This is a genomic window from Janthinobacterium sp. SUN073 (genome assembly GCF_030397665.1).
Classification (GTDB): Bacteria; Pseudomonadota; Gammaproteobacteria; order Burkholderiales; family Burkholderiaceae_D; genus Janthinobacterium.
This window is the reverse complement of record NZ_JAPUBT010000001.1, coordinates 1489346-1509854: the sequence shown is the minus strand read 5'-3', so window position 1 is coordinate 1509854 and position 20509 is coordinate 1489346. Positions and strand designations below refer to the sequence as shown.

Annotated in this window: 22 protein-coding genes; 12 read left to right on the top strand and 10 right to left on the bottom strand. The window is 61.9% G+C overall.

What is annotated here, in order from left to right; translation table 11 throughout:
- Positions 1-8: 8 nt before the first annotated feature.
- Genes O0882_RS06865 through O0882_RS06850 form a run of 4 tightly spaced genes read right to left on the bottom strand, consistent with a single transcriptional unit; the run spans position 9 to position 4630 of the window.
- The gene (locus O0882_RS06865) at positions 9-2057 is read right to left on the bottom strand and encodes a sodium:solute symporter family protein (RefSeq protein ID WP_289946370.1); all 2049 of its coding nucleotides are present in this window, start codon (positions 2055-2057) and stop codon (positions 9-11) included.
- A complete protein-coding gene (locus tag O0882_RS06860; protein WP_289946369.1) occupies positions 2054-2368 on the bottom strand; it encodes a DUF4212 domain-containing protein in 315 nt (104 codons plus the stop codon). The genes O0882_RS06865 and O0882_RS06860 overlap by 4 nt, the downstream gene beginning before the upstream one ends.
- Positions 2361-3899 (bottom strand): sensor histidine kinase, encoded by a 1539-nt coding sequence (locus O0882_RS06855; protein WP_289946367.1) that lies wholly within the window; start codon positions 3897-3899, stop codon positions 2361-2363. The genes O0882_RS06860 and O0882_RS06855 overlap by 8 nt, the downstream gene beginning before the upstream one ends.
- The gene (locus tag O0882_RS06850) at positions 3896-4630 is read right to left on the bottom strand and encodes a response regulator transcription factor (RefSeq protein ID WP_071075323.1); all 735 of its coding nucleotides are present in this window, start codon (positions 4628-4630) and stop codon (positions 3896-3898) included. The genes O0882_RS06855 and O0882_RS06850 overlap by 4 nt, the downstream gene beginning before the upstream one ends.
- Before the next feature lie 248 nt (positions 4631-4878).
- On the opposite strand from O0882_RS06850, the gene recA reads away from it, so the two are divergent.
- From recA to O0882_RS06815, 7 genes are all read left to right on the top strand, one after another.
- The gene (gene recA, locus O0882_RS06845) at positions 4879-5979 is read left to right on the top strand and encodes a recombinase RecA (protein ID WP_096238005.1); all 1101 of its coding nucleotides are present in this window, start codon (positions 4879-4881) and stop codon (positions 5977-5979) included.
- Between the two features lie 227 nt (positions 5980-6206).
- The gene (recX, locus tag O0882_RS06840) at positions 6207-6662 is read left to right on the top strand and encodes a recombination regulator RecX (RefSeq protein ID WP_289946364.1); all 456 of its coding nucleotides are present in this window, start codon (positions 6207-6209) and stop codon (positions 6660-6662) included.
- A gap of 95 nt (positions 6663-6757) precedes the next feature.
- A complete protein-coding gene (locus tag O0882_RS06835; protein WP_289946363.1) occupies positions 6758-8296 on the top strand; it encodes a class I SAM-dependent methyltransferase in 1539 nt (512 codons plus the stop codon).
- A 289-nt stretch (positions 8297-8585) separates the two neighbouring features.
- Entirely contained in the window at positions 8586-9146 is a 561-nt protein-coding gene (locus O0882_RS06830) for a DUF2889 domain-containing protein (protein WP_219132569.1), read from the top strand.
- 75 nt (positions 9147-9221) lie between these two features.
- On the top strand, positions 9222-10391 hold the full coding sequence (gene sucC, locus O0882_RS06825; protein ID WP_099761992.1) for an ADP-forming succinate--CoA ligase subunit beta: 1170 nt from the start codon (positions 9222-9224) through the stop codon (positions 10389-10391).
- A 13-nt stretch (positions 10392-10404) separates the two neighbouring features.
- Complete coding sequence (gene sucD / locus O0882_RS06820) at positions 10405-11286, top strand: succinate--CoA ligase subunit alpha (protein WP_065306949.1); 882 nt, start codon at positions 10405-10407, stop codon at positions 11284-11286.
- A gap of 213 nt (positions 11287-11499) precedes the next feature.
- Positions 11500-11964, top strand: a complete 465-nt coding sequence (locus O0882_RS06815) for a pilin (protein ID WP_289946361.1) — start codon at positions 11500-11502, stop codon at positions 11962-11964.
- Between the two features lie 21 nt (positions 11965-11985).
- On the opposite strand, the gene O0882_RS06810 is transcribed toward O0882_RS06815, so the two are convergent.
- Entirely contained in the window at positions 11986-12708 is a 723-nt protein-coding gene (locus tag O0882_RS06810; protein WP_289946360.1) for a flagellar brake protein, read from the bottom strand.
- A gap of 163 nt (positions 12709-12871) precedes the next feature.
- Here O0882_RS06810 and O0882_RS06805 point away from each other — a divergent pair, with 163 nt between their 5' ends.
- Positions 12872-13252, top strand: a complete 381-nt coding sequence (locus O0882_RS06805) for a DUF6713 family protein (RefSeq protein ID WP_354670247.1) — start codon at positions 12872-12874, stop codon at positions 13250-13252.
- On the opposite strand, the gene moaC is transcribed toward O0882_RS06805, so the two are convergent.
- On the bottom strand, positions 13253-13759 hold the full coding sequence (gene moaC, locus O0882_RS06800) for a cyclic pyranopterin monophosphate synthase MoaC (protein ID WP_289946357.1): 507 nt from the start codon (positions 13757-13759) through the stop codon (positions 13253-13255).
- A gap of 152 nt (positions 13760-13911) precedes the next feature.
- Here moaC and O0882_RS06795 point away from each other — a divergent pair, with 152 nt between their 5' ends.
- Positions 13912-15501 (top strand): M48 family metalloprotease, encoded by a 1590-nt coding sequence (locus O0882_RS06795; protein ID WP_289946355.1) that lies wholly within the window; start codon positions 13912-13914, stop codon positions 15499-15501.
- On the opposite strand, the gene O0882_RS06790 is transcribed toward O0882_RS06795, so the two are convergent.
- Genes O0882_RS06790 through O0882_RS06775 form a run of 4 tightly spaced genes read right to left on the bottom strand, consistent with a single transcriptional unit; the run spans position 15498 to position 17790 of the window.
- The gene (locus O0882_RS06790) at positions 15498-16094 is read right to left on the bottom strand and encodes a DUF2946 family protein (protein ID WP_289946353.1); all 597 of its coding nucleotides are present in this window, start codon (positions 16092-16094) and stop codon (positions 15498-15500) included. The genes O0882_RS06795 and O0882_RS06790 overlap by 4 nt on opposite strands.
- Positions 16087-17112, bottom strand: coding sequence for an alpha/beta fold hydrolase (locus tag O0882_RS06785; protein WP_289946352.1), 1026 nt, complete (start codon positions 17110-17112; stop codon positions 16087-16089). Before O0882_RS06785 ends, O0882_RS06790 begins: the two co-directional genes overlap by 8 nt.
- Positions 17112-17537, bottom strand: a complete 426-nt coding sequence (locus O0882_RS06780) for a nuclear transport factor 2 family protein (protein WP_289946350.1) — start codon at positions 17535-17537, stop codon at positions 17112-17114. The genes O0882_RS06785 and O0882_RS06780 overlap by 1 nt, the downstream gene beginning before the upstream one ends.
- Before the next feature lie 58 nt (positions 17538-17595).
- Positions 17596-17790, bottom strand: a complete 195-nt coding sequence (locus O0882_RS06775; RefSeq protein ID WP_070220739.1) for a zinc-finger domain-containing protein — start codon at positions 17788-17790, stop codon at positions 17596-17598.
- 259 nt (positions 17791-18049) lie between these two features.
- Here O0882_RS06775 and O0882_RS06770 point away from each other — a divergent pair, with 259 nt between their 5' ends.
- From O0882_RS06770 to O0882_RS06760, 3 genes are all read left to right on the top strand, one after another.
- The gene (locus tag O0882_RS06770) at positions 18050-18796 is read left to right on the top strand and encodes an AzlC family ABC transporter permease (RefSeq protein ID WP_289946346.1); all 747 of its coding nucleotides are present in this window, start codon (positions 18050-18052) and stop codon (positions 18794-18796) included.
- Entirely contained in the window at positions 18789-19139 is a 351-nt protein-coding gene (locus O0882_RS06765) for an AzlD domain-containing protein (protein ID WP_096237993.1), read from the top strand. The genes O0882_RS06770 and O0882_RS06765 overlap by 8 nt, the downstream gene beginning before the upstream one ends.
- Positions 19140-19216: 77 nt before the next feature.
- Positions 19217-20428 (top strand): phosphoglycerate kinase, encoded by a 1212-nt coding sequence (locus O0882_RS06760; RefSeq protein WP_096237992.1) that lies wholly within the window; start codon positions 19217-19219, stop codon positions 20426-20428.
- Positions 20429-20509 lie beyond the last annotated feature (81 nt).

Genomic DNA, 20509 nt, shown 5'->3' with positions numbered 1-20509 from the left:
TTAGGTCTTCATTCCGGCGCCCGGATATGTTCCACCAGCCCCGTGCTGCGCCGCCCTGGCGCCGGCGTCAGCCAGCTGACCAGCACGGCGGCGGCCAGGCCGGCCGGCACGCCGAAGATGCCGGCGGAAATGGGTGCGATATGGAACCATTGTCCGCTGGCATTGCCACCCAGCATGGCGCTCGTGTGCAGCATGTAGTAGAGACAGACGCCAAAGCCCGTGAACATGCCGGCCAGCGCGCCCTGGTAATTGGCGCGTTTCCAGAACACGCCCAGCACCAGCGGCGGGAACAGGGTCGAGGCGGCCAGGGAAAACGCTACGCCCACCAGCGACAGGATATCGGCCGGCTTTTGCGAAGCCGCATAGGCGGCGATGAAGGCCACGGCCAGCAGCAGCAATTTGGAAATCGTCACGCGCTTTTGCGTCGAGGCGCTGGGATCGACCACCTTGTAATAGATGTCGTGCGACAGGGCATTTGAAATGGCCAGCAGCAAGCCGTCGGCCGTCGACAGGGCGGCGGCCAGGCCGCCGGCCGCCACCAGGCCGGAAATCACGTAGGGCAGGCCGGCGATCTCGGGCGTGGCCAGCACCAGCACGTCGGCATCGATGGAAATTTCCGCCAGTTGCACGATGCCGTCGCGGTTGACGTCGACGATGCTGATCAGGGGACTGAGCTTGTCCACATTGGCCCAGTACGATACCCAGGTGGGCAGGTTCGTGTATTGCGTGCCTACCAGTGCCGAGTAAATATCGTACTTGACCAGCACGGCCAGCGCGGGAATCGTGAGATAGATCAACAAGATGAAAAACAGGGCCCAGAAGACGGAGACGCGCGTTTCGTGCACGGAGGGCGTGGTGTAGGATCGCATGAGGATATGCGGCAGGGCGGCCGTGCCCATCATCATGCAAAACACGAGGGCCAGGAAATTGTTGCGCTTGATGTCGGACTGCTCGCGGTCGGCGGCGGGAAACGGCTGCGCGTGCGGAATGATGGGTTCGGCGCGTTTCTGATTTTGTACCTGCGCCGCCTGCCACAGCACGCGTGCCTCGTCCGGGCTTTTCGGATAGGCGATCAGGTAGCGCTCCGCGTTGCGGATATCGAACAGCGAGGTATTGCGCTGGCGTAAACTATCGAGCTGGCGCTGGGCCGCCAGCCGGCCTTGCTCCCAGGAACCGGGCAAGCCGGCGATGCGCGCCTGGTAGCTTTGTGCGCGCTGGCGGAAGATGGCGCGCACTTCGTTTTCTTTCGGATCCGTTTCCAGCACGTGTTCGCGCGCGCTCAGTTGCGGCAACACCTTGCCATAGGCGATCTGCGGCACGGGATTGTCCGCATGCTTGACCGACAGCCACATGGCGGGAATCAGAAAGGCGACGAGGATGATGATGTATTGCGCCACCTGCGTCCAGGTGATGGCACGCATGCCGCCCAGAAAGGAGCAGACGAGGATGCTGGCCAGGCCCAGGAAGATGCCGACGGAAAAATCCACGCCCGTGAAGCGCGAGGCGATCAGGCCGACGGCGTAGATCTGCGCCACCACATACGTAAACGATACGATGATGGTGGCGGCCACTGCCACCACGCGCACGCTGGCACCCCGTTTGTCGGTGCCGCTGCCGTAGCGGGCGGCGAGGAAGTCGGGAATCGTGTACTGGCTGAACTTGCGCAGGTAGGGCGCGATCAATAGCGCCACCAGGCAATAGCCACCCGTCCAGCCCATGATGAAGGCCAGACCGTCGAAGCCGTTCAGATACAGGCCGCCGGCCAGGCTGATGAAGCTGGCGGCCGAAATCCAGTCGGCGGCCGTGGCCATGCCGTTGAACATGGCCGGCACCCTGCGCCCCGCCACATAGTATTCGGTGACGTTCGAGGTGCGGCTGATGACGCCGATGGTGGCGTACAGGGTGATGGTGACCAGCATGAACAGGTAGCCGATCCAGGCGCGCGGCATGCCTTCCTGTTCCAGCACCGACAGGGCCAGCAGGAAGGCGGCGAAACCGGCCGTAAACAGCAGGTAGTAGCGGCACAGCCGTGCAAAGAAGCTGCGCTGGCCGCTCATGTTTGCTCCGCAGCATGAAAATCCCGGTCCAGGCGTCGCATGCGCCAGGCATAGAAGGCGATGATGGCCAGGTACACCAGCGAGGCGCCCTGGGCCGCCATATAGAAAGGCAGCGGCCAGCCGAACAGGTTCAGGTGCAACAGTTCACGCGCATAAAACACGGTCAGGAAGCCCGTCAGCAGCCAGATCAGCAGCAGGATGGCCGTCAGGCGCCGCGTCTTGTGCCAGTGCACGTCGAGGCGCGCCTGCAGCTCGGGGCTGGGCGTGCGCGCCGGCCGCGGCGGCGCTGCGGGAAGGCTGGGCTTATCCATACGTGATGTCATCCTCTTCTGGCGCGTCCGGCAACAGCAGGGCGATGCTCAGGCGCAGCAGGGTGCCCGGCAGCTTCGGCGAGTGCGCGCGCGGATTGTTAAAAATATCGACTTCGGCGCCATGCTGCTGGGCAATCTCGCGCACGATGGCCAAGCCCAGGCCGCTGCCATCGACATTGCTGCCGAGAATGCGGTAAAAGCGTTCGAACACGTGCGCGCGCTCGGCCTGCGGTATGCCGGGGCCCGTATCTTCCACTTCCAGGATGGCCAGTTCCAGGGTGCTGCGCACGCGGACTGTGACGCTGCCGCCGGCCGGCGTGTAGCGCAGGGCATTGTCGATCAGATTGCTCAGCAGTTCACGCAGCATCATGGCATTGCCGGAAATCATGATCGAATACGCGGGCTGCTCGAAGCCCAGGTCGATATGCTGGGCAAACGAGGCTTGCACCCAGTCCTGCACCACGCCGCGCGCCAGTTCGCTCAGCTCGATCGGTTCGAACGCCGTGCCCGCCTGCGGCTGGTTTTCCGCGCGCGCCAGGGCCAGCAGCTGGTTTACCAGGCGCGTGGCCGCTTCCGAACTTTTCGCCAGTTGCAGCAGCGAGCGGTGAATCTCGTCGTGGTCGGTCTGGCGCAGGGCCAGCTCGGATTGCATGCGCATGCCGGCCAGCGGCGTTTTCATCTGGTGCGCCGCATCGGCGATGAAGCGTTTCTGCATGTCGATCGACAGCGATAGTCGCGCCAGCATCTCGTTGAGCGAACCGACCAATGGCGTGATTTCCTCAGGCACCTGGCCCGATTCGATGGGGGAGAGGTCGTCGGGCGGCCGGGCGCGTATGCGTTCCTGCAATTGCGCCAGCGGCGACAGGCCGCGCGCCAGGGCAAACCAGACCAGGGCCAGGATCACGGGGAGGATGATGAACTGCGGCAAGATCACGCCCTTGATGATTTCGTTGGCCAGCTGGGCGCGTTTTTCCAGCGTCTCGGCCACTTGCACCAGCGTGCGGCGCGATTCGTCGTCGCTGCCGGACGGCATGTCGAGATAGCTGAACGCCACGCGTATGGGCGTGCCGTGGATGGTGTCGTTGCGAAACAGCACCATGCCACTGCGGTATTTGTCGGGGTCTTGCGGCGGCGGCAAGTCGCGGTCGCCGTCGAGGTATTCGCCGCGCCCGCCCACCACCAGGTAATACAGGGTGTCGACATCGTCGCCGCGCAGGAAGTCGCGGCCCTTGTTATTGCTGTTTTTGTCCGGCATGCGGCGCAGCATCGCGCCGTCGGCTTGCTTGACCTGCTGCGTCAGCACCGTCACGCTGTCTTCCAGCGCATGGTCGAACGGTTGATTGGCGATGCCCTTGGCCACCAGGTAGGTGATGGCGATGCTCATCGGCCACAGCAGCAGCAAGGGCGCCAGCATCCAGTCGAGGATTTCGCCAAACAGCGAATGCTCGATGGTGTCATCCTGCTCCGTGGTGGGCGGCTCGAACCAGTCGTCGTCGTCCACCTCGTCCGCTGGCGCTTCGCGCGCCTTCACTTGCTGGCGGGTCCGCTGGCCGGGCCTGCCGCCTCGCCCGCTTCGGCGTTCAGGCGCGCCGCTTCCGAGTATTTTTCCAGGCAATAGCCGAGACCGCGCACGGTGGCGATGCGCACGCCGCCCACCTCGATCTTCTTGCGCAAGCGGTGCACATACACTTCGATGGCGTTGTTTGACACTTCTTCGCCCCATTCGCACAGATGGTCGACCAGCTGCTCTTTCGAGACGAGGCGGCCGGTGCGGCCCAGCAGGATTTCCAGCAAGCCCAGTTCGCGCGCCGACAGGTCGAGCATCTGGTCGTTGATGTAGGCGCTGCGCCCTACCTGGTCGTAGCTGAGGGGGCCGTGCTTGATGACGGTGGCGCCGCCACCGGCGCCGCGGCGCGTCAGGGCGCGCACTCTTGCCTCCAGTTCCGACAGGGCGAACGGCTTGGCCATATAATCATCGGCACCCAGGTCGAGGCCATTCACGCGTTGTTCGATGGAATCGGCGGCCGTCAGGATCAGCACCGGCAGCAGCGAGGCGCGCGCGCGCAGGCGGCGCAGCACCTCCAGGCCGGACATCTTCGGCAGGCCCAGGTCGAGGATCAGCAGGTCGAATTCCTGGGTGGACAGGGCCGTATCGGCCTCTTGGCCGGTCTTGACGTAGTCGATGGCATAACCGGACTGGCGCAGCGAGCGGGTCAGGCCATCGGCCAGCACGCTGTCATCTTCGGCAAGTAAAATACGCATGGTGCACTTCCTATGCTTGCAACATCAGGACATCTGAAGTCTGTATTGTGTTTCATTTTCCGCAAGGTGGCGAATTTTTGTGAAAAACAGGCTTGTATTGATCTGTTTCAAAACAAATCCACGTTCCGCTTGCATTGATCACTGTTTTTTTATACAGTACTGTCTGTGTAAAGAATTTAACCCACTGGCGCTATCGCAGGCTGCCGGATTCCACTGAGTCCGCAACTGTAGAACGGCTGAAAGAACATATGGACGATAAAAAAGCTGTAGTACCCGCATCGGAAAAAGCCAAGGCGCTCGCCGCCGCACTGGCGCAGATCGAGAAGCAGTTTGGCAAAGGTTCGGTCATGCGCATGGATGCCAGCGCGGTGATCGAAGAAGTGCAAGTCGTGTCGACCGGTTCGCTCGGCCTCGATATCGCGCTGGGCGTGGGCGGCTTGCCGCGCGGCCGCGTGGTGGAAATCTACGGTCCTGAATCGTCGGGTAAAACCACGCTGACCCTGCAAACCATTGCTGAAATGCAAAAACTCGGCGGCACGTGCGCCTTTATCGATGCCGAGCACGCGCTCGACGTCGGTTACGCGCAAAAGCTGGGTGTGAACCTGCATGAATTGCTGATCTCGCAACCGGACACGGGCGAGCAGGCGCTGGAAATCTGCGACGCCCTTGTGCGTTCGGGCAGCGTCGACCTGGTCGTCATCGACTCCGTGGCCGCACTGACGCCACGCGCCGAGATCGAAGGCGACATGGGCGATTCCCTGCCAGGCTTGCAAGCGCGCCTGATGTCGCAAGCCCTGCGTAAATTGACCGGTTCCATCAACCGCACGAATACCCTGGTTATCTTCATCAACCAGATCCGCATGAAGATCGGCGTGATGTTCGGCAGTCCTGAAACCACCACCGGCGGCAATGCGCTGAAATTCTACGCCTCCGTGCGCCTCGATATCCGCCGCACCGGCTCGATCAAGTCCGGCGATGAAGTGATCGGCAACGAAACCAAGGTCAAGGTCGTCAAGAACAAGATCGCGCCACCGTTCAAGGAAGCGCACTTCGACATCCTGTACGGTGCCGGCACCTCGCGCGAAGGCGAAATCCTGGACCTGGGCTCGGATGCCAAGATCGTGGAAAAATCCGGTTCGTGGTACAGCTACAACGGCGAACGCATCGGCCAGGGCAAGGACAACGCCCGCGCCTTCCTGCAAGAGCGTCCGGCGCTGGCCCGCGAAATTGAAAACAAGGTTCGCGCTTCGCTGGGCGTGCGTGAACTGCCGCCGCTGGCTGCTGAAAAGCCGGAAAAAGCGGATAAAGCCGCTGACAAGGCTGCCAAGGCGGAAGCCAAGGCAGAGTAGGTCGGATTAGCGCGGCAAAGCCGCGCGTAATCCGACAACACCACAGACGTCAACAATGTTGTCGGATCAGACGCCAACAATGTTGTCGGATGACGGCCCAAGGGGCCTGATCCGACCTACGCATGGCTTGCCGCAAGGTAGGACCCTGGTCGCCGTCCCGCGCTGTTGCGCCGGGCGGCGATTGTGTTTGGGTGCTGTGATCGTGGAATGAAAGACAAGGTGGGTGTATGGCTGCAGTACAACTAAGCCTGAAGGGCAGGGCGCTCCGCTTTCTGTCGATGCGCGAGCATAGCCGCATGGAATTGCGGCGCAAGCTGCAGCGCCATGCGCAGGAAGGCGACGATGTGGAAGCCTTGCTCGACAGCCTGGAGCAAGCCAACTGGCTGTCGCAGGAGCGCTTTTCCGAGTCGCTGATCCACCGCCGCTCGGCCCGTTTTGGCAATAGCCGCATCATGGCGGAATTGCAAAGCCATGGCATCGGCGGTGAAGCGCTGCAGGAACTCAAGGCGGGCCTGGCCGAAGGCGAGACCGCGCGCGCCTGCGAAGTGTGGCGCCGCAAATTCGGTGAAGTGGCGCAGGATGCCGAACAGCGCAACAAGCAGGTGCGCTTCCTGATGCAACGCGGCTTTTCGCAGCGCGCCGTGCAGGTGGCCTTGAAAGGCCTGGAGCCCGAAGACGAGTAATATTTATTAACTTGACAGCAAGGATCAGTTATTCTGCCCAATTGCTGCTGCGCATGTTGCGTCCCAGCTTTTTTACTTGATATACGGGACACCTGATGAGTAATTGGCATGCCGGCTACACGGCCGAAACCGCATACACCTACGGCTATTACACGGAATTGAACCCCTTGCGCATACAGTTGTTGCTGCTGAGCTGGGGCATACAGCCGCCGAAGGTCAGCACCGCATGCGAACTCGGGTTTGGCCAGGGCATGACCGTCAATGTCCATGCCGCGGCGTCCTGCACACGCTGGTATGGCACCGATTTCAATCCGGCCCAGACCGCCTTTGCGCAGGAACTGGCCGAGGTCTCCGGCAATGGCGCCGTGCTGTCGGAGCAATCGTTCCAGGATTTTTGTGCCCGTAGCGACCTGCCTGACTTCGATTTCATCGCCCTGCACGGTATCTGGAGCTGGATCTCGCCGGAAAACCAGGCGCATATCAGCGACTTCCTGGCGCGCAAGCTCAGGCCGGGCGGCGTGCTGTACATCAGCTACAACACGCAGGCGGGCTGGGCGGCGATGGCGCCGATCCGCGACCTGATGGAGCAGCACAGCCGCGTGCTGAGCGCGCCGGGGCAGGATTCCCTGACGCGCGTGGGCAGCGCGCTATCCTTCGTCAACCGCATGATGGAGACCAAGCCGCGCTACCTGCTGGCCAATCCCACCATCGCCCTGCGGCTGCAACAGATTAGTGAGCAGGACCCGAACTACCTGTCCCACGAATACTTCAATCATTACTGGCAACCGGTATCGTTTTCGGCCATCAAGCCGGTGCTGGCCGCGGTCAAGCTCGAGTTTGCCGGTTCGGCCGCCTACCCCGATCATGTTGCCCCGCTCAATTTCTCGCCCGAACACCTGGCTTTCCTGGCGCAGATTCCGGATGCCACTTTCCGCGAGAACACCGCCGATTTCATGATGAACCGGCAGTTTCGCCAGGATTACTGGGTCAAGGGCAGTCGCAAGCTGAGCGCCCATGAACAGGCTACCGCATTGCGCGCCGTACGCATCCTGCTGGTGGCGCCGGTCGGGCAGATTTCCATGAAGGTGACGGGCGCCTTGGGCGAGGCCGATCTGGACCCGGCCGTGTATGGCCCCCTGCTGGAGCTGCTCGGTGACGGCAAACCCCATACCATAGCCGAGCTGCAACAGCGTTTGCCCGCCTATCTGGCTGACCTGGGCAGCCTGCTGCAGATGCTGCTGGTGCTGGCACATAAAGCTTGCATCTCGCCGGTGCAGGATGACGCGGCGATCGCATTGGCGCGACCGGCCACGGCCAAGCTGAACCGGCATCTGCTGGAAAAGGCCCTGGGCCGCACCGACCTGGCCGCATTGGCCAGTCCGGTGACGGGCGGTGGCGTCGGTGTGTTGCATTTGCAACAGTTGTTCCTGCTGGCCAGGCTGGAAGGGCATCAGGAGGCCGAGGCCTGGGCGGCATTTGCCTGGCAGGCTTTGCGCGCACTGCAGCAAACCATGGTGCGCAATGGCACAGTGCTGACGACGGAAGAAGACAACCTGGCCGAACTGGCCGTGCAGGCGGAAAGCTTCCGCGTCACCGTGCTGCCCATCCTGCAGACGCTGGGCGTGGCCGATTGATGCAGATGCCGAAGCACCTCGCGGCATGGCAATGGTAGTGAGTTTTATGATATCAATCATTTGTTTCGTGAATGACTTCATGAAAATCACTGTTTTCTATTTATAATTTGAAATGTTTTTAACGATGCAATGAAAAATTATGTTGCGGCGCAACCTGCGCCCAATGTGCTACACTTTTAGGGTTTTTGCGGCGCCGCAGGTGCGGTTGCTGTTCGTAGAAGCTGCGAACGGCGTGCTTTATGCACATGGCTGCTTACTAAATTTTGGCCGCGCAAGCGGCATCGGTCTTATGCCCCTGTCAACTCCCGTATCCCGGCGCGCCTTACGGCACTCCCGCGTTATCGACGTCCAAGCGTATATGCGCGACGACGGCCTGTGGGATATTGACGCCCGTATCACTGATATCAAAAGCTATGACGCGACCCTGGCCTCCGGCCCCCGTCCCGCCGGCACTCCCCTGCATGACCTCCATTTACGCATTACCGTCGATCGCGAACTGACCATTGTCGAGGCCGAAGCCGCCTCCGATGCCGTGCCCTATCCCGGTTTTTGCGATACCATCGGCCCCGCTTACAGGGCGCTGATCGGTTTGAATTTATTGAAGAATTTCCGCCGCGACTTGAAACAGCGCCTGGCGGGAATCGCCGGCTGTACCCATTTGACCGAACTGGCGCAAGTCTTGCCGACTGCGACGGTTCAGGCATTTGCCGGCGATGTCTGGTCGACCCGTGACGGTGAGAATGCTGATTTGTCGCATGAAAAGCCGTTTCAACTCGACAAGTGTCACGCCTTGCGCACCGATGGCGGGGCGGTTGCACAGTACTACCCGCGCTGGGTAGCCAAAGCGTGACCCCGGCGCTGTATTTCCTGTTTTTTTGCACCACTAACCGTATTTTTACAAATCAGTATCAGAAGGGAAGCCAGCATGAAAATCCATGAGTATCAAGCCAAAGAAATCCTCCGGCAATTCGGAGTGACGGTACCACGCGGCATTCCGTGCATGTCCGTCGACGAGGCAGTCAAGGCCGCGGAAACCCTGGGCGGCCCGGTATGGGTCGTCAAGGCGCAGATCCACGCAGGTGGCCGCGGCAAGGGCGGCGGCGTGAAAGTGGCAAAATCGATCGAACAGGTCAAAGAATACGCTGACCAGATCATGGGCATGCAGCTGATCACGCACCAGACCAGCGCCGAAGGCCAGAAAGTCAACCGCCTGCTGGTGGAAGAAGGCGCCGACATCAAACAAGAACTGTACGTTTCGCTGGTCACCGACCGCGTGACCCAGAAAATCGTCCTGATGGCTTCGTCCGAAGGCGGCATGGACATCGAAGAAGTGGCCGAGAGCCACCCAGAGAAGATCCACCACGTCACCATCGAGCCTAGCGTCGGCCTGACCGATGCCCAGGCAGACGACATCGCGGCCAAAATCGGCGTGCCTGCCGGTTCGATCGCCGACGCCCGCGTCAACCTGCAAGGCCTGTACAAAGCCTACTGGGAAACCGATTGCTCGCTGGCCGAGATCAACCCGCTGATCGTCACCGGCAGCGGCAAAGTCATCGCCCTGGACGCCAAGTTCAACTTTGACCCGAACGCCCTGTTCCGTCACCCGGAAATCATCGCCCTGCGCGATCTGGACGAAGAAGATCCAGCTGAAATCGAAGCGTCGAAATTCGACCTGGCCTACATCTCGCTCGACGGCAACATCGGTTGCCTGGTGAACGGCGCCGGCCTGGCCATGGCCACCATGGACACGATCAAACTGTTCGGCGGCGAGCCAGCCAACTTCCTGGACGTCGGCGGCGGCGCCACGGCAGAAAAAGTGACCGAAGCGTTCAAGATCATGCTGAAAAACCCAGGCCTGAAAGCCATCCTGGTGAACATTTTCGGCGGCATCATGCGTTGCGACGTGATCGCTGAAGGCGTCATCGCCGCGGTGAAAGCCGTTTCGCTGAACGTACCGCTGGTGGTGCGCATGAAGGGCACCAACGAAGATCTGGGCAAAAAGATGCTGGCCGATTCCGGTCTGCCTATCATCGCAGCCGACACCATGGAAGATGCAGCCAAGAGCGTCGTTGCCGCTGCTGCCGGTCAAGCTTAATTAAGGAATCAACATGTCCATTCTGATCAATAAAGATACCAAAGTCGTAACCCAAGGGATCACCGGCAAGACCGGCCAGTTCCACACCCGCGGTTGCCGCGACTACGCGAACGGCAAAGCTGCCTTCGTGGCAGGCGTGAACCCGAAGAAAGCCGGCGAAGACTTCGAAGGCATTCCTATTTTCGCTAGCGTCACCGAAGCGAAAAAAGAAACCGGCGCCAACGTTTCCGTGATCTACGTGCCGCCAGCAGGCGCGGCAGCGGCGATCTGGGAAGCTGTCGAAGCTGAAATGGATCTGGCCATTTGCATCACCGAAGGCATTCCTGTACGTGACATGATGGCCTTGAAAGACCGCATGGCCAAGTCGGGCAGCAAAACGCTGCTCCTGGGCCCTAACTGCCCAGGCTTGATCACGCCAGACGAAATCAAGATCGGCATCATGCCAGGTCACATCCATAAAAAGGGCCGCATCGGCGTGGTATCGCGTTCGGGTACCCTGACCTATGAAGCGGTCGGTCAATTGACCGCACTGGGCCTGGGCCAATCGTCGGCAGTCGGCATCGGCGGCGACCCGATCAACGGTCTGAAGCACATCGACATCATGAAGATGTTCAATGACGATCCAGATACCGACGCGGTCATCATGATCGGCGAAATCGGCGGTCCGGACGAAGCCAACGCGGCGTATTGGATCAAAGACAACATGAAAAAACCGGTCGTTGGCTTCATCGCTGGCGTGACCGCTCCTCCAGGCAAGCGCATGGGCCACGCCGGCGCGCTGATCTCGGGCGGTGCCGATACGGCACAAGCCAAGCTGGAAATCATGGAAGCTTGCGGCATCACCGTGACCAAAAACCCGTCGGAAATGGCGCGTCTGCTGAAAGCCATGCTGTAATTTCAGCCTGGTTCACGCAGTACAAAAAAGGAGCTTCGGCTCCTTTTTTTTGTCCGCAAGACAGGCCACCTCCCGGCCTGGGCCGACGCAGTTGGTCCGAACCCGCCCAAAAGTGTCGCTTTTCTTTCCACCTGTACCGCCGCTGCCCGGGCGCGCCGCTGGCATGGCGCTTGCACCGTGCATGGCGTGAGCAATGTACCGTGGGAGAAGACGATGCGCGCGCAGAGCGGATTTACCCTGATAGAACTGATGATCGTGGTGGCCATCGCAGGCATCCTGGCGGCCGTGGCCATTCCCCAGTACGGCGACTATACGATGCGGGCCAAGGTCAGCAACGTGCTGGCGGCGGCCGCACCGCTGAAGACAGCCGTGGCCCTGTGCGTGCAGGAAAACGGTGGACTGGCAGATGCCTGCAGTACACCTACGCCAGCCGCGCCCAGCGCCATTCCTGTGTTCAGCCCGACGCGCGAAGTGGCCAGTGCCAAGGTCGACAAGGGCAATATCGAGCTGACCCTGGCGGGCGACCTGGGCAGTGGCATGGGCGGCCAGACGGTGAGCATGGAGCTGCAGCTCGGCACCAGCAGCCTGAGCTGGTTTAACAGCACCAGCGTGACGAATGCGGCGGCGAAGGAAGCCCTTACCAGGAACAATATTCCCAAGGTGGTGGCGACGCAGTGAGCGGTGCCTGGCGCGCCCGTGTCAGACGATTTTTTGCCGGTCCGCGATCAGCGCTTCGTAGGTGAGGTTTTGCAGCAAGGTGTAGTGGGTCGGTTCCAGGTCGATGAATTGCACGCCATACGTATAGATTTCGGCGACCTCGGCCGCATTGCCATTCGACGGCTTGCCCACGCTGACGTTCTGGATGCGCGCGCGCGTGTTGACGCGCATCTGATGCTTGTTCGGCTGCACCAGCAGGGTAAAGCTGAGCGCTACACCCTCGTCGTCCGGCGTGAGCATGCTGGGCGCCTCGATCAGCGCCCCCGAGACGCTGAGGTTGACGATGAACACGGGCACGGCCGCCACGTCGCGGTAGCTCAGCTGCGCCGGAATGTCCACTTTCACGCGCATGGCCGTGCGCAGGCTGGTGCCCTGGATGGCGTCGGGAAAGCTCAAGTGCACATAATTGAGGGGGCGGCCAAAGATGCGCAGCACGCTGCAGGCAAACGAACACACGGTGACGCCGGAAAACACGCGGATGGTCAGCTTGTCGCCTTCGTTGAGCACGATGGACGCACCGTTTTCCATCGGGATCTTGACGATCAGGTACTCGTCTTTCACGTAGCCGATCAGGGTCGAGAAATGCTGGATCGGTTTGATGGTGCGATGCGTGATGAACTGGATGCGTCCGCCCACCTGCAGATTCATCGCCTCGAATTCGAAGTCCTGGAGCTTGCTTTCCGCGGCGGGCTTGTTGCTAGTCATGCGATGCTCATCTGGATATGGACGAATCGCAGTATGCATGATTTCTTGATGAAAAAGCACTCATATCAATGAAATTCATATTCGCATAGAAAAATGCCCTGTGCGCGTACCGGTGCGCGCCTCTGGCTTTACAATTGCGTCAATATTGACGAATGTAAATCTTATGCCACGCAGCTACTTCTGGACCATGTTGTTCCTTATGCTGCATCAAATCGACGCTGCCTACTGGAAAGAGTGGGAGATGTTTCATGTGCCGGGCGGCGTGCAGGGTTTCCTGGTGTTTAACCTGGCAGCGATTGCCCTGGTGCTCGTCGGTTACCGGCACGTGCTGCTGGCCACCCCGCAGGCGGCCCTGTACGCTTGTGTGTGCGCCGCGCTGGGCGTGGGAACCTGTCTGATCCATGCCGGCTTTGCGCTGGCGGGGATGGAACAATTCCACTTGCCCCTGTCCGTGGCCATCATCGTGCTGTGCCTGGTCAGTGCCGTCTGGCTGCTGCGCGACGTGCGCCGCGCCAAGATCCATCTTGCACGTCAGGCAAAATAATTACACCTGCGCGTGCCAGTCGCCCGACTTGCCGCCATGCTTTTCCAGCACGCGCACATTCGTCATGACCATGCCCCGGTCGACGGCCTTGCACATGTCATAAATCGTCAGCAAGCCGATCTGCACGGAAGTGAGCGCTTCCATTTCCACGCCCGTCTTGCCCGTGGTGTCGACCTGGGCGCGGCAGTGCACGCTGTTGGCCGCTACCTCCACTTCGAAGTCGACGGTGACGCGCGTGAGGGCCAGCGGGTGGCACAGGGGAATCAGGTCGCTGGTGCGCTTGGCGCCCATGATGGCGGCGATGCGGGCGATGCCCAGCACGTCGCCCTTTTTCGCATTGCCGGAAATGATCAATGCCAAGGTGGCGGGCTGCATGCGGATGGTGCCGGCGGCCACGGCGCTGCGGCGCGTGTCTTCCTTGCTGCCCACATCGACCATATGGGCCTGGCCCGTGGCGTCGAAATGGGTCAGTTCCCCGGCGGGGGCTTGCTTGTCTGCTGTTGTCATGGCGTCAAAATAGGTGAGGAGTGGGGCGCGGCACGCGTGGGAATAGGCGCCGCTAACAAGGTATGATAGCACCCGTGAATTCAAAAACTCCCCTTCCTATCATCCTTGAAAACGCCGGTCCGGCATGGCTGCGCCGCTCCCGGCGCGCATCCATGCTGGCTGCATTGTGGCTGGCGGCGCCGTTTGCGCTGGCGCAAACCTATACGTCCGCGCCGGTGGCGGCGGCCCCCAGCACGGCGGCCAAGCCTGCCAGCAGCTGGACGCCGCTGGCCGTGCCGCCGGCGCCGAACTTGCCGAATCTGGGCGATACGTCGCGCGAAGACCTGTCGCCGGCGATGGAGCGCAAGATCGGCGAGGAAATCATGCGCGGCATCCGCGGCGACCGCGACTACCTCGATGACGCCCCGCTGCTGGAATATCTGAACACTTTCGGCAACGCCCTCGTGGCGGCGCGCCCCAGCGTGCGCGGCGAAACGAATTACGATTATTTCTTCTTTGCCGTGCGCGATCCCCAGTTGAACGCGTTTGCCTTGCCGGGCGGCTTCATCGGCGTCCATTCGGCGCTGGTGCTGGCGGCGCAAACGGAGGCGGAACTGGCGTCCGTGCTGTCGCACGAGATCGGCCACGTGGCGCAGCGCCATATCGCGCGCATGCTGGGCCAGCAGCGCCAGGATGCCCTGATGCCGCTGGCGGCCATGCTGCTGGCGGCGCTGGCATCGCGCGCGGGCGGCGATGTGGCGCTGGGCGTGTTTGCCGCCGGCCAGGGCCTGGCCATCCAGCGCCAGCTCAATTTTGGCCGCGATGCCGAACGCGAGGCCGACCGCATCGGCTTCCAGATCATGGGCGAAGCCGGTTTCGATACCACCGGCATGGTGGCCTTCTTCGGCCGCATGCAGGCGGCCAGCCGCTCGTACAGCGACCTGATGCCCGCCTATCTGCAGACCCACCCGCTGACGACGGAACGCATCGCCGACATCCAGGCGCGCATCCGCGAGCAACCCTACAAGCAGCGTCCGGACAGCCTGAGTTTTCACCTGGCCCGGGCGCGTGCCCGCGTGCTGCAGGATGAAAGCGTGCAAGGCCTGTTGAATGCCAAGGCCGTCTTCAAGACGCAGCTGGAACAGCAAAGCCGCTTCCAGGTGGTGGCCGCCCATTACGGCCTGTCCTTTGTCGCCGTCAAGCAGGGCAAGCCGTTTGATGCGCAGAAGGAACTCGATGCCGCCAATGCCGCCCTGCACCGGCCGGCCGGGCCGAATGTGTTTACCTCGGGCGGCACGCAGGCGCCGAACTCGCTGCTGGCGGCGATGGGGCTGGAAGTGCTGTTGATGCCGGCGCAGAAGAAGGAAGTGGCGCAGCAAGCTTTGACGGCGGCCGATGCGGCGCGCCAGCAGTTTCCCCTCTCGCGCGGCATTGCGCATCAGTATGCGGAAGCGCTGATGGCTGCCGGCAAGCTGGAGCAGGCCACCTTGTATCTGCGCGACCAGGTGCAGCTCTACAAGGAAGAGCCGGAACTGTATGATTTATTGGCGAAATCCTATGCGGACCAGGGCAAGATGACCTTGCAGCACATGGCGCTGGCCGAATCCTACGTGCTGCAGGGCGCCACCATGGCCGCGCTGGACCAGCTGACCATCGCCCGCAAGTCGACGGACGCGACCTTTTATGACCAGGCGGTGATCGATGCGCGCGAGCGCGAATTGCAGGAAAAGCGCCGCGAACAGATCAAGGACCAGAAGGGCTAGTCTTGATCGGCTTGCGGCACCGGCTGGAAGCCGAAGGTGAGCGGCACGCTGGCATAAGCCAGCGGCTGCACGGCAATGTGCTTGTCCGCGTGCAATAGAGTCAAGCTACCCTGGCGCAATTCCAGCCAGGCCAGCAAGTCGTCGTCGCTGGCCACCTGTCCATCGACGTGCAGCGCGTCCAGCACTTGCGAAATGTCGCGGTCATCGACCTGCGCCACGATATCGCCGCGGCGCAAGATCAGCATGCCGTCGTCGCACCAATACACTTGCTCGATCTGTTCCAGCGGCGCGCCCGTCTGCAAGACAAAACCGTGCTGCGGGTCGCTGCGGGCGATGTACGGCGTCGCTTCCAGATTCACATACACGCGCTGCGGGCCATTCTGGAAAAACCAGCAACCGCGTTCATCCTGGGCGTAATTGCGGTTGATAAATCCCAACAGCGCTGTATGGGCGATCTTGTCGCCGGGCAGTTGTTGCTGTTGCGCCTGCTGGTCGCGCATGCGCCAGTGGCCGCGCGCATCCAGGCCCAGCCAGCCATAGCAGTGGGGTACGTTAGGCCATTTGGCCAGCGCCTGTTTGACGAGTTCATCCATGTGTAGCGTTTTCCGTGTGCGTTTGCGAGCTAGCAGCGTGACAGCTTTGCGGGGAAGAGGGCGCCGTGTTGCCGCCTTCAAAAAAATGGATCAGGCGCTGCGGCAGCCAGCGTGTGCTTCCCGGCAACTTGCCAGTGGCAAAGCCGACATGGCCGCCGTGGCGCGGATATTCGAGTGTGACCCGCGGCGCGGCGCTGCGCGGCAAGTAGCGCCCGGGCAGGAAAGGATCGTTCTGGGCATTGAGCACCAGGGTCGGCACGGTGATGTCCGGCAAGACGTGCTTGGCGCTGGCGCGGTGCCAGTAATCGTCGGCGTCGCGGTAGCCGTGCAGCGGTGCCGTGACGACATTGTCGAAGGCGTGCAAGTCGCGCGCGGCCAGCATGGCGTCACGCGCAAACAGGCCGGGAAATTGTTCCAGCTTGGCCAGGCATTTGGGTTTCAAGGTGTTCAAAAACATGCGTGTGTAGAGCCGGTTGGCTCCCGAAGACAGGGCCTTGCCCCCTTGCGCCAGGTCCAGCGGGGCGGACACGGCGGCCGCCGCATCGATGAAATCGGCCTGGTGCTGCGACTGGCCCAGCCAGCACAGCAGGGCGTTGCCGCCCAGCGAGACGCCGGCCGCGTAAAACTTGCCCGTCGCGCGCGGGCGCAGGCGCTGCACGATCCAGTCCACTTCCTGCGCATCGCCCGAATGGTAAAAGCGCGGCGCCAGGTTGGCTTCGCCCGAGCAGCCGCGAAAATGCGGCACGGCACCCGACCAGCCGCGCGCCGCCACCTCGGCCATCAGGGCGCGCGCGTAATGGCTGTTCGATGAGCCTTCCAGGCCGTGGAACAGCACCACGAAGGGCTGGCCCGGCTGGCCGTCGACCAAGTCGACGTCGACGAAGTCGCCATCGGGCGCCTGCCAGCGCTCGCGGCGGAAGGCCACCGCTGGCTTGGCGAGGCACACGGCCGGATAAATCGTCTGCGCGTGGCCGCCAGGCAGCCAGAGCGGGGCGGTATAGGAAAGAAGCAAAGACATCAGTGCAGGATCTGCGTTCCCGTGGCGTCGGCCGGCGCACCACCGGGGGCGACGGAGGCGTGGTGCAGCACGATGCGCCAGCCGCGCGGCGTCTTGACGTACACATTTGTCGCCAGCAGATGCGCCGGAGCGCCTTCTTCGGCGGTGATGCCTTCGATGACGGTGTGCACCGAGCTCATCAAATTGTGCGTTTCATGCAGCTGCGTCGGCACGATGTGCAGGCCGCCGCCCGTCAAAATGGTTTCCCACGAGGCGCGGATGGCGGCATGGCCGATCAGGCGCGCGCCGCCCGGGTGGATGCAGACGATCTCTTCATCGTCGGCCCACAGCGCCATCAGCGCTTCGAGGTCGGCGCGGTGCAAGGCATCGTAGAAAGCCACTTCGACTTCGGCGGCGCTGCCATTGAGTTCTTTCAGACGTTTCATGACGACTCCGGACTGGTGCACATAAAAACGGCGCGCTGGGGGCGCGCCGCTGGGCAGTTTAATGATGGCCGGCGCTGGCGCCTTCCTTCAGGGTATACGCCGTGCCGCAGTAGGGGCACTTGGCGATACCGTCTTTGTTGAATTCCAGAAACACGCGCGGATGCGACGACCACAGCGGCATGGCCGGGTTAGGGCAGTGGGCTGGCAAGTCTTTACCGTCAAGTTCGACCGCTGGCTGGGTGGTTTTTGTCATCTTGTCATGCTCCGTGAGGCTGTATGGAAGGAAGTCGGCTGCTGCCAAAAGTACGATTTTAACGGATTCAGGCAGACAGCAAAAATCATGGCTAAAATGGCGGCTCGATCATCTGCGGCTGCAGCGCGGTTTTTTTGCGGAAAGATGGCAGCTGCAGCGCCACACTGACTGGATTTGCCTTGCCGGTATCACCGTTGCGTAGCGCCACTGCGCGCACCATTGTTGTGCAGTTACCACACTCAGCCTGTCGGGGGCTCGCGTGAACACCCGCGCGAGCGCCGTCCCGGCCGCCAGCGACGACGCCCTGCTGAAAGACGCCTGGCGCGCCGGCCTGAACCTGGGCGCGCCGACCCTGCTGGGCATCGCCGCCTGGGGCATGGTGGTGGGCGTGGCCATGGTGAAAAGCGGCCTGACGGTAGCGCAGGCGGGGGCGATGACCCTGTTTGTCTTTGCCGGCTCGGCCCAGCTCGCCTCGCTGCCTCTGCTGGCCGCGCAGGCGCCCGTGTGGGTGATCTTCGCCACGGCGCTCGTCGTCAATTTGCGTTTTGTCATCTTTTCCGTGCTGCTGGCCCCGCATTTTTCCCATCTGCCGTGGCGCCAGCGCTTTGCGCTCGGCTATGTGGCGGGCGATATCACGGTGGGCCTGTTCCTGCAGCGCTACCCCCATGAAACGCCGGACCCGGCCAAGCTGCCCTTCCTCAAAGGGCTGATTTACCCCAACTGGCTGGCCTGGCAGATCGGTTCCTTCATCGGTATCGTGCTGGGCGCCGTCGTGCCGGCCGAATGGGGGCTGGGTTTTGCCGGTACCCTGGCGATCCTGTGCGTGACGGTGCCGCTGATCCTCAGCCGCGCGGCCCTGTGCGGCGTGCTGGTGGCGGGCACGGTGGCCGTGCTGGCCTATGGCTTGCCATATAAACTGGGCTTGCTGGTGGCCGTCGTGGTGGGCATGGTCAGCGCCATGGCCGTGGAAGAATTGACCGAGAAATGGAACAAACGCCATGTTTGACGGCATCGATTGGGGCAGGGCCGACGTGTGGATCGCCATCGCCGTGCTGGTGGTGGCCACGGCCGCCACGCGCAGCACCTTCTGGCTGGTCGGCCATCACATCACCATTCCGCGCCGCGTGGGCGAGATGCTGCGCTATGCGCCGGCCTGCGCGCTGGCGGCCATCATCGCGCCCGACATGCTGATGGAGGGGCAGCAAGTGTACTTCGAATTGTCTAACTTGAAACTCTTGTCGGGGATTGCCGCCACGCTCTTTTTCGTGATCCGCCGCAATATGTTGCAAACCATTGTATTCGGCATGCTGGTTTTCACGGGCTTGCGACTGTTGCATGTTTTTCAGTAAAGCAGGACAAATCGGGGATTTGGTCTGGTCATTGCGGTAAAATAGCGCACTTCCTTCCACTCGTCATCTGGATCGCCATGTCAGCTGTTCTCAACTTCATCCGTCTGCAAGATTTGATCGCCCAAAATGCACTGCAAGGCAAGCGCGTGTTTATCCGCGCCGACCTGAACGTCCCGCAAGATGACAGTGGCAAGATCACCGAAGATACGCGCATCCGCGCCTCGGTGCCGGCCATTCGCGCCGCCCTCGACGCTGGCGCCGCCGTCATGGTGACGTCGCATCTGGGCCGTCCGACGGAAGGCGAGTTCAAGCCGGCCGACAGCCTGGCGCCCGTGGCGGCCCGTTTGTCCGAGCTGCTGGGCCAGGAAGTGGCACTGAAGCAAAACTGGATCGACGGTGCCGGCCTGGAAAACCTGGCGGCCGGCCAGGTCGTCCTGCTGGAAAACGTGCGCGTCAACAAGGGCGAAAAGAAAAACAGCGATGAACTGGCGCAAAAAATGGCCAAGCTGTGCGATATCTATGTGAACGATGCGTTCGGCACGGCCCACCGCGCCGAAGCGTCCACGCACGGCATTGCCAAGTTCGCGCCCGTCGCCTGCGCCGGCCCGCTGCTGGCCGCCGAACTCGATGCGCTGGGCAAAGCTTTGCACGCGCCAGCCCGCCCGCTGCTGGCCATCGTCGCCGGTTCGAAAGTATCGAGCAAGCTGACCATCCTGAAAGCCCTGTCCGACAAGGTCGATAACCTGATCGTCGGCGGCGGCATCGCCAACACCTTCATGAAGGCCGTTGGCTTGAACGTCGGCAAGTCGCTGGTGGAAGCGGAACTCGTCGAGGAAGCCAAGGCCATCATCGAGATCATGGCCAAGCGCGGCGCGCAAGTGCCGATTCCCGTCGATGTCGTGTGCGCCAAGGAGTTTTCGCCTACGGCCGCTGCCACCGTCAAGGACGTGGCCGACGTGGCGGACGACGACATGATCCTCGATATCGGCCCGAAAACAGCCGCCCTGCTGGCGCAGCAGATCGCTGCCGCCGGTACCATCGTGTGGAACGGCCCGGTCGGCGTGTTCGAATTCGACCAGTTCGGTCACGGTACCAAGACCCTGGCCCTGGCCATTGCCGAATCGAAAGCATTTTCCATCGCTGGCGGTGGCGACACCCTGGCGGCGATTGCCAAATACGACATTACCGATAAAATCAGCTATATCTCGACGGGCGGCGGCGCTTTCCTGGAATTCCTGGAAGGCAAGACTTTGCCAGCAGTTGAGATACTGATGCAACGCGCAGGCTGATCCAGCCTGACTGTAGTGCCACCAAGCGCAGCCTGATCGCTGCGCTTTTACCTTGCCGGGCGGTTCAGCCGCCAGGTCTTG